This is a genomic window from Neisseria sp. (assembly GCF_030523955.1).
Classification (GTDB): Bacteria; Pseudomonadota; Gammaproteobacteria; order Burkholderiales; family Neisseriaceae; genus Neisseria.
Genome location: NZ_JAUNHL010000088.1, coordinates 1 through 7,841, shown reverse-complemented (window position 1 = coordinate 7,841; position 7,841 = coordinate 1). Strand labels below are relative to the sequence as shown.

At 53.5% G+C, this 7,841-nt stretch carries 11 protein-coding genes; all 11 read left to right on the top strand.

The features are described 5' to 3' along the window. Positions 1-552 precede the first annotated feature (552 nt). The 11 genes from Q4C79_RS12680 to Q4C79_RS12630 all read left to right on the top strand — a co-directional run bounded on the left by Q4C79_RS12680 (position 553) and on the right by Q4C79_RS12630 (position 7,667). Positions 553-1,569, top strand: a complete 1,017-nt coding sequence (locus tag Q4C79_RS12680) for a DegT/DnrJ/EryC1/StrS aminotransferase family protein (RefSeq protein WP_303091387.1) — start codon at positions 553-555, stop codon at positions 1,567-1,569. An 11-nt stretch (positions 1,570-1,580) separates the two neighbouring features. Next, on the top strand, positions 1,581-2,411 hold the full coding sequence (locus Q4C79_RS12675; protein WP_303091386.1) for a sugar transferase: 831 nt from the start codon (positions 1,581-1,583) through the stop codon (positions 2,409-2,411). 104 nt (positions 2,412-2,515) lie between these two features. Further along, positions 2,516-2,890, top strand: coding sequence for a hypothetical protein (locus Q4C79_RS12670; RefSeq protein ID WP_303091385.1), 375 nt, complete (start codon positions 2,516-2,518; stop codon positions 2,888-2,890). 168 nt (positions 2,891-3,058) lie between these two features. Further along, on the top strand, positions 3,059-4,414 hold the full coding sequence (yegQ, locus tag Q4C79_RS12665; RefSeq protein WP_303091384.1) for a tRNA 5-hydroxyuridine modification protein YegQ: 1,356 nt from the start codon (positions 3,059-3,061) through the stop codon (positions 4,412-4,414). A 30-nt stretch (positions 4,415-4,444) separates the two neighbouring features. Next, a complete protein-coding gene (locus tag Q4C79_RS12660) occupies positions 4,445-4,660 on the top strand; it encodes a SlyX family protein (RefSeq protein WP_303091383.1) in 216 nt (71 codons plus the stop codon). A gap of 69 nt (positions 4,661-4,729) precedes the next feature. Beyond that, entirely contained in the window at positions 4,730-5,071 is a 342-nt protein-coding gene (locus tag Q4C79_RS12655) for an AzlC family ABC transporter permease (RefSeq protein WP_303091382.1), read from the top strand. Next, positions 5,017-5,433 (top strand): AzlC family ABC transporter permease, encoded by a 417-nt coding sequence (locus Q4C79_RS12650; protein WP_303091381.1) that lies wholly within the window; start codon positions 5,017-5,019, stop codon positions 5,431-5,433. Before Q4C79_RS12655 ends, Q4C79_RS12650 begins: the two co-directional genes overlap by 55 nt. Then, positions 5,430-5,768, top strand: coding sequence for an AzlD domain-containing protein (locus Q4C79_RS12645; protein WP_303091380.1), 339 nt, complete (start codon positions 5,430-5,432; stop codon positions 5,766-5,768). Before Q4C79_RS12650 ends, Q4C79_RS12645 begins: the two co-directional genes overlap by 4 nt. A 49-nt stretch (positions 5,769-5,817) precedes the next feature. Beyond that, positions 5,818-6,012 carry a sulfur carrier protein ThiS gene (thiS, locus tag Q4C79_RS12640; protein WP_303091379.1) on the top strand — a complete coding sequence of 65 codons (195 nt, stop codon included), beginning with the start codon at positions 5,818-5,820 and terminating at the stop codon, positions 6,010-6,012. A 45-nt stretch (positions 6,013-6,057) separates the two neighbouring features. Next, entirely contained in the window at positions 6,058-6,852 is a 795-nt protein-coding gene (locus tag Q4C79_RS12635) for a thiazole synthase (protein WP_303091378.1), read from the top strand. 56 nt (positions 6,853-6,908) lie between these two features. After that, a complete protein-coding gene (locus tag Q4C79_RS12630) occupies positions 6,909-7,667 on the top strand; it encodes an endonuclease/exonuclease/phosphatase family protein (protein ID WP_303091377.1) in 759 nt (252 codons plus the stop codon). The last annotated feature ends 174 nt before the right edge of the window (positions 7,668-7,841 follow it).

Genomic DNA, 7,841 nt, shown 5'->3' with positions numbered 1-7,841 from the left:
GGTAAGGGGGGGGGAGTAAAGTTTGGAATTCTTATTTTAACTCACTATAAAATAAAACTCCGAGATTGGAGCGCGGACGTCCTCGTCCGCAAAATATCCAGAATCATACATAAAAAGCGGACGAAAACGTCCACGCTATATCGGACATTTTATTTGAATCGACTATAATTAAATCCGCTATAGATAGATGCCTGTCTGAAAACGCTGAATACGGTTTCAGACAGGCATCATATGCAGAGGATTGATAAAAATAGGCTTTTGTAACGACCCCATTTGCGGCGCATTTGTGCACTGTTTGTTCGCTGCGCTGCTGCGCTTTGAATTGCATCTGGGGGTGCAAAGGCTTCAAAAGAATTTTTTTAGTCAGGGTTGTATCTGTGGTCGGTGCTTGAGGGGCGGAAAGCTTGGAAAAATAGCTCACTGGTTTTTGCAATCAAAACTTAAAGGAAAACAGATGAATATTTATGTGGCACAGCCATCTATGCCGAAATTGGATGAGTTTATGGAGGAAATACGGTCGCTGTGGGAGAGTCGGACACTGACGTGACGAATATGGGGCCGCTATATACCAAATTACAGCAACAGCTGGTTGATTATCTTGAGGTTCCCAATCTTTCCTTGTTTGTTAATGGTCATATGGCGCTCGAATTGGCGATTGAGGCATTGGAACTAACCGGAGAAGTGATCACGACGCCCTATACCTTTGCCTCTACCACGCATGCCGTTATTCGCAAAGGATTAACCCCTGTGTTTTGCGATATCAAGCCGGATGATTACACCATGGATCCGGAAAAAATAGAGGCGCTGATTACAGATAAAACCTCAGCCATCATTCCGGTACACGTTTATGGCAATCTATGCGATGTAGAAGCGATAGAAGCGATTGCGGCAAAATACGGTTTGAAAGTGCTGTATGACAGTGCGCAGGCATTCGGTGTCCGCTATAAAGGGGTGGGAGTAGGCAATTTTGGCGATGCGGCTATGTTCAGTTTTCATGCCACTAAAGTGTTCCATTCGATCGAAGGCGGTGCGCTGGCTTTTTTGGATGCCTGTCTGGAACAAAAACTGCATCTTTTAAAAAACTTCGGCATTGCAGGGGAAGATCAGATTGAATGTGTCGGCATGAATGCCAAGCTTGACGAATTCCGTTCGGCGATGGGTATTTGCAATTTACGCCACATCAAGGATGAAATTCAGAAAAGAAAAGTGGTTTACGAACGTTATTGCGAGCATCTTGAGGGTGTTCTCGGTTTGCGGCTGAATGTGGTTCAGGAGCACGTAGAACCGAATTATGCTTATTTCCCCGTTTACATTGAATCTGATCTTTTCGGTTGCAGCCGGGATAAGTTGCACCGGCTTTTACGGCAGCACGGTATTTTCGTGCGCAAATATTTTTATCCGGCCACCAATCGTCTTTCCTGTTATCACCAAACATTAATGCACGGAAACACACCGGTTTCGGACAGTGTTTCCCACAGTATCCTGACCTTGCCCATGTATGCGGATTTGCCTTTGGAAGAAGTCGATCGTATTTGTGATATTGTATTGTCGGCAAAACGTGCTTTGTAGCGCAAGTGGATATGAAAAACGATTACTTGACACCGACGCAAGCCGAGCGCTGCCAAGTGGCCGCTGTGATGGCTAATGAGAGGCTGGTGGCCATTAATGTCGGCTTGGCACCCGTTGTGGCGAAAAATAGTTTGTATACGCGTTATGGAAAAAGGATACTGGATATTGTTTTTGCGCTTGTCGCACTCTTATTGACGCTACCGTTGAATCTGGTGATTGGCCTTATCACTTATTTTGATGTAGGCAGACCGATATTATTCAAACAGCAACGGACAGGTTTAAACGGCAAGCTGTTTTCCGTGGTTAAATTCCGCAATATGCGCGATGAGCGCAACGCAGCGGGCGAACTTTTGCCGCCGAACGAGCGGGTAACCCATTGGGGAAAATTCGTGCGCAAAACCTCAATGGACGAGTTGTTAAATCTTATCAATATATTGAAGGGCGAGATGTCGGTAATCGGACCGCGCCCGCTGTTACCGGAATATTTGCCCCGTTACCACCGCCGCCACCTGATGCGCCACAGTATGAGGCCGGGATTGGAGTGTCCGCCTAGGGAGCGGATGAAGCGGGCTTGGACATGGCAGGAACAGTTGGATAATGATGTGTGGTATGTCGAGCACGTCAGTTTTTGGGTGGACTGCAAAATGATGTGGCATCTTCTGCATTTTATGTTTCACGGCAATAGCGTTCGCGCCCGTTCGGAAGCTATGCGCGGTTTTTTTATGGGCTATTCGGAGGAGGGGATTGCCCTGGAGTGGAGCGATATTTCAAACGAATATATAGCAAAAGCATTGGATAAAAACCCGTGTCGACTCGATCCCGAGCAGACGGCAAAACCGTAAACAGATAGTAGCGTACCGTTTGATTTTTCAGGAAAATATCTAATGGCTGAAAGTTGGAGTACAATATAATTCTTTGATAACTAAAAACATTCAGGGAGAGTGAAATGAAACATCTATGGACTCTGGCGCTGATTGGTTTGCTGGCCGGCTGCGCGGTTACGCCGGAACAAAAAGCGCGCCGTGCCGCCGAACAGAAGCGGCAGGAGCAGGAATTGCAGGTGGCGCTTGCCGCCCAATGCGACCCGGAAACCGCCCGCATGATGCGCCGCCAGTTTGACGGCGATACCGGCGCCACCGAAAAAGAGCGCCAAGCTTTCAGACTGGCATACATCGATAAAACCAACGATAAAATGTTCCGTGCCTGCTACCGCTTGGCTTGGGAAAACTACATTAACCAGCGCCGGCTGGAACAGGCCGAGCGGATGCACGATTATTATGACGGCTGGTATTGGGGGCCGCGGCCTTATTGGTGGTGGTAAAAAGAGCCTGAATGCCTGTCTGAAAAAGAAAAACGGCTTTTCAGACAGGCATACGCTGCATTGACCGCTAGCTTAAAAAAGCGGATAATCCGTAACGATTCAATCATTTAAGGCAGCCGTAAACAGGCTGCCTAATGCTATTTTAAGATAAACAAACCTAAGCACACCATGAAATCACCCGAACTTCTCCTTCCCGCCGGCGGCCTCGAACGTATGCGCGCCGCTTTCGATTTCGGCGCCGATGCCGTTTATGCCGGCAGCCCGCGCTATTCGCTGCGCGCCCGCAACAACGAATTCGCCCGTCTGCCCGTGCTCGAGCAAGGCATCGCCGAAGCGCACGCGCGCGGCAAAAAATTCTTTTTAACCGTCAACACACTGCCGCACAATTCCAAGCTGAAAACCTTTATGGCCGATATGGAACCCTTAATCGCCATGAAGCCCGATGCGCTGATTATGGCCGACCCCGGCCTGATTATGCAGGTGCGCGAAAAGTGGCCGCATATGCCGATTCATTTATCGGTGCAGGCCAACACCACCAACTATTGGGGCGTGCAGTTTTGGCAGAAAATCGGCGTGGAGCGCATTATTCTCTCGCGCGAACTGAGTTTGGAAGAAATCGCCGAAATACGCCAGCAATGCCCCGATATCGAATTGGAAGTGTTCGTACACGGCGCCTTGTGCATCGCCTATTCCGGCCGCTGCCTGCTGTCGGGCTATTTCAACCACCGCGACCCCAACCAAGGCACCTGCACCAACGCCTGCCGCTGGGATTACAAAGTGCACGGCAGCACGGAAGACGAAATGGGCGATGCCAAGCTGTTGCAAGGCTTCGATTTCAACCGCGCGCAAGAAGAAGCGAATGCAGCCTTCGAAGGCATCAACGGCCAGCAGCGTCACCCCGCCGCGGATAAAGTGTTTTTAATCGAAGAAGCCAACCGCCCCGGCGAATACATGCCGATTATGGAAGACGAACACGGCACCTATATCATGAATTCCAAAGACCTGCGCGCCATCGAGCAGGTGGCCAAACTCGCCGAAATCGGTGTGGACAGCCTCAAAGTGGAAGGCCGCACCAAATCGGTTTACTACGTCGCCCGCGTGGCGCAGGCCTACCGCAAAGCGATTGACGATGCCGTGGCCGGCAAACCGTTTGACTACGGCCTGCTGGCCGAACTCGAAGGCTTGGCCAACCGCGGCTACACCTCCGGCTTTTTGGAGCGCCACCAAACGCAGGACTACCAAAACTATCTGGCCGGCCATTCGCTCGCCAAACAAAGCCAGTTTGTCGGCCAAGTGCTGGAAATCGACGCCGAAGGCTGGGCTACGGTAGAAGTGAAAAACCGCTTTGCCGTGGGCGACACGCTGGAAATCATCCACCCCGCAGGCAACCAAACGCTGGTGCTGGAAGCCATCACGCGCAAAGGCGAAGCGGTTGACGCCGCGCCCGGCAACGGCATTCAGGTGAAAATCCCGCATATGCAGGGCAAAGAAAACGCGCTGATTGCGCGGATTCTGAATCCTTAATGTTGCCCGGGAAACAAGCGGAACAAGACGATGGAAGAGTTGGAAGCACGCATTATCGAGCTGGAAATCCGGCTGGCTTTACAAGACGAGCTGCTGCAAAGTCTCAACGATACGGTGGCCGGTTTGCGCCAAACCGCCGATTTGCAGCAGGCGCAGTTGCGTTTGCTCTACCGGCGTTTGCAGGAAAAAAGCCAGCCGGAAGATGCGGCTTGGCAACCGGCAGACGAAGCGCCGCCGCATTATTGAGCCGCTGTATTTTCAGACAGGCATTTGCCGTTAAGCCGTTTTGAATCGCCGCACACACACAGAAAAACGATGACTTCACAACTACCGCAAAATTCGGCCAGCCGCTGGCGCTTGGCTTTGCAATATTCCTACCCGATAGCGCTGGGTTATGTTCCGGCCGGCATTGCCTACGGCGTATTGATGAGCGCCGCCGGCCTGCCGGCTTGGTTGTCGGCGGCCATGAGCCTGCTGGTGTATACCGGTGCCTTCCAGTATGCGGCGGTGGCTTTGCTCTCCGGCGGCGCGGGCGTGTTGTCGATGTCGTTTAACGCCTTTGTTATCGGGTTGCGCCATGTTTTTTACGGTCTGCCGCTGTTGTGGATGCCTTGCCTGCGCGCCGCTGGGAGCGTTTGTACAGCATTTTCGCACTGACCGACGAAACCTTTTCGGTATTGGTTTCCCTGCCCAAGGAGATGCAAACCGCGCTGATGAGCCGCATTGCGTTTCTGAACCAGATGTATTGGCTGGCCGGTACGCTGGCCGGAGCGCTGATCGGCTCGGGGCTGACCGAGTGGGTGCCGCATCTGGATTTTGCGCTGCCCAGCCTGTTTGTGATTCTGGCTTATGAGCAATTCCGCGCCAACCGCGCTTGGTGGCCGTGTTTGCTGGCGGCGTTAGCCTTTGTGGCGGCCAGCCATTTAAGCCCGCAATATACGCTGTTTGCTGCGGTGTTGATGTGTGCCGCGGTGGTGGTGTTGCGGTCCGCCTTTTGGAACCCGGGGAGGGCGGCATGAGTCAAAATATGGAATGGTGGCTGGCGCTCTCGGCCGCGGCCGCGGTAACGTTTTCGCTGCGCCTCGCCCCTTTGTTGCTGCCGAAAAGCTGGTTAAAGTCGCCGCTGCTGGCGGATTTGAATGCCGCTTTGCCTTTGTGCGTATTGCTGCTGCTGGCCTTGGGCAGCCTGAGTATCGGTAAACTCAATGCGCAAGAGTGGCCATATCTGGCGGCCCAGCTGCTGGCGCTGTTTTGCGTGTTGCTGGCGCACATCCGCTGGCGCAATATCTTGATCAGTTTGGCGACCGGGGTGGGTGCACTCAACGGCTTTTTGTGGTTGTTCGGCCAGTCTTAACCGTTTCAGACAAACATGGTTTCAGACAGGCATATCAGGAGGGAATACAATGAAGATTCTGCTCAACGGCGAAACGCTCGCCTTCGAAGGCCGCACCGTCGCCGATTTAATCGCGCAAACCGCGCCGGAAAAACCGTTTGCGGTGGCGGTTAACACTGAATTTGTCGCCAAAACCGCCTACGCTGACCGTGAGCTGCAAGAGGGCGATGCGGTCGATATCGTGCGGCCGGTAGTAGGCGGCTAGGCCGTTTGCCTTGTCCTTTGTTGAGATACAAAGAAAGGAGACACCATGAACGCATTCACACTTTACGGCGAAACCTTCGGCAGCCGCCTGCTGCTGGGTACCGCCGCTTACCCCACAACCGATGTTTTGCGCCAAGCGATTGCCGCCGCCGCGCCCGGTATGATTACCGTTTCGCTGCGCCGCCAAACCTCGGGCAGCGAAACCAGCGGCCAGAGTTTTTGGCAGCTGTTGCAGGAAACCGGCATTCCGCTGCTGCCGAACACCGCCGGCTGCCAAAGCGTGCAAGAAGCGGTCACCACCGCGCAGATGGCGCGCGAAGTGTTCGAAACCGACTGGATTAAACTCGAGCTGATCGGCGACGACGATACCTTGCAGCCGGACGTGTTCCAGCTGGTGGAAGCGGCGCGTATTTTGTGTAACGACGGTTTCAAAGTGCTGCCGTATTGCACCGAAGATTTGATTGCCTGCCGTCGTCTGCTTGATGCCGGATGCCAAGCGCTGATGCCGTGGGCGGCGCCGATCGGCACCGGCTTGGGCGTGGTGCACGGCTATGCGCTGCGCGTATTGCGCGAGCGGCTGCCCGACACTCCGCTGATTGTCGACGCCGGCCTCGGCCTGCCTTCGCAGGCGGCGCAGGTGATGGAGTGGGGCTACGACGGCGTGCTGCTCAATACCGCGGTTTCCCGCGCCGGCGATCCGGTTGGTATGGCGCAGGCGTTTGCCTGGGCGGTGGCCGCCGGGCATGAGGCCAAACAAGCCGGCCCGGTTCCGCCGCGCGAACAGGCGCAGGCCAGTACGCCTACGGTCGGCCAGCCGTTTTGGCACAGCAAAGATTACTGAATCTTTTTCAGACAGGCATATCCAAGCAAATGCCTGTCTGAAAAAATAGGGATGCCATGAAAATCAAAGTACTTTCTCTCAATATCGAACACGGCGGCGTGCTGATGGATGCACTGGTGCCGTTTTTGCAGGCGGCCGACGCCGATATTTTGCTCTTGCAGGAAATCCACAGCGGCGCCCGCCGCCTGCCGCCGCATTTGCAAACCTTGCAGTATTTCGGCGGGCTGTTCGATTATCCGTTTGTCGATTTTATGCCGCAATACCGCGACTTCGATAATACCGACGACGGTTCGTCTTACAATGGCATTGCGATCCTGTCGCGCTTTCCGATTCTGTCTGCCCGGCACTCTTATTTCGATTATCCCTATACCGAAGACTACCGCGATTCGTTCGAGCAGGCCAAATACCATCCGTCCGCCCTGCAAACAGCGCAATTGAGCATAGGCGGGCAAACCGTGTGGGTGGCCAATGTGCACGGCCCTTGGCATCTGGCCGGCGAAGAACCTACCGAGCGGCGCGAGCGCATGGTCGAAGCCATCGTCGAGGCCACGGCAGGCAAAGAGAAAGTGATCGTAGCGGGTGATACCAATGCCAAATCGCATAATCCGGTGTTTGCGAAACTCGAACACTTAAACAGCGTATTCGGCGACAGCCTGCGCACTACCTTCAATATGCAGCGCAAAACGCTGCCCGGTTATGCCGAAGCGGCGGTGGATATGATGTGGGTGAGTCCGGCGGTGAAAGTATGGGAAAAAGACTGCCCGCCGGTAGCGGTATCCGATCATTTGCCGCTGTGTGCGGTGTTGGAGATTTGAGGTTTAACAGGGAAATGTTTGTATGATTGTGCGCCCTGCTGCCATAGCAATGCCTGTCTGAAAATTTTCAGACAGGCATTTTTTTCAGACAGGCATTTATGGTGAAAATTATTGTTTAATAAGGCGTAAGGGACAAAATGGGTGCTAAAAATCCTTGAAAGCCTTATCCTGAAA

Excerpts from the sequence above, each read along its gene's own strand:
- Q4C79_RS12680 (WP_303091387.1), top strand. The coding sequence starts at position 553 with ATGGGGCCGCTATATACCAAATTACAGCAACAGCTGGTTGATTATCTT.
- Q4C79_RS12675 (WP_303091386.1), top strand. The coding sequence starts at position 1,581 with ATGAAAAACGATTACTTGACACCGACGCAAGCCGAGCGCTGCCAAGTG.
- Q4C79_RS12670 (WP_303091385.1), top strand. The coding sequence starts at position 2,516 with ATGAAACATCTATGGACTCTGGCGCTGATTGGTTTGCTGGCCGGCTGC.
- yegQ (WP_303091384.1), top strand. The coding sequence starts at position 3,059 with ATGAAATCACCCGAACTTCTCCTTCCCGCCGGCGGCCTCGAACGTATG.
- Q4C79_RS12660 (WP_303091383.1), top strand. The coding sequence starts at position 4,445 with ATGGAAGAGTTGGAAGCACGCATTATCGAGCTGGAAATCCGGCTGGCT.
- Q4C79_RS12655 (WP_303091382.1), top strand. The coding sequence starts at position 4,730 with ATGACTTCACAACTACCGCAAAATTCGGCCAGCCGCTGGCGCTTGGCT.
- Q4C79_RS12645 (WP_303091380.1), top strand. The coding sequence starts at position 5,430 with ATGAGTCAAAATATGGAATGGTGGCTGGCGCTCTCGGCCGCGGCCGCG.
- thiS (WP_303091379.1), top strand. The coding sequence starts at position 5,818 with ATGAAGATTCTGCTCAACGGCGAAACGCTCGCCTTCGAAGGCCGCACC.
- Q4C79_RS12635 (WP_303091378.1), top strand. The coding sequence starts at position 6,058 with ATGAACGCATTCACACTTTACGGCGAAACCTTCGGCAGCCGCCTGCTG.
- Q4C79_RS12630 (WP_303091377.1), top strand. The coding sequence starts at position 6,909 with ATGAAAATCAAAGTACTTTCTCTCAATATCGAACACGGCGGCGTGCTG.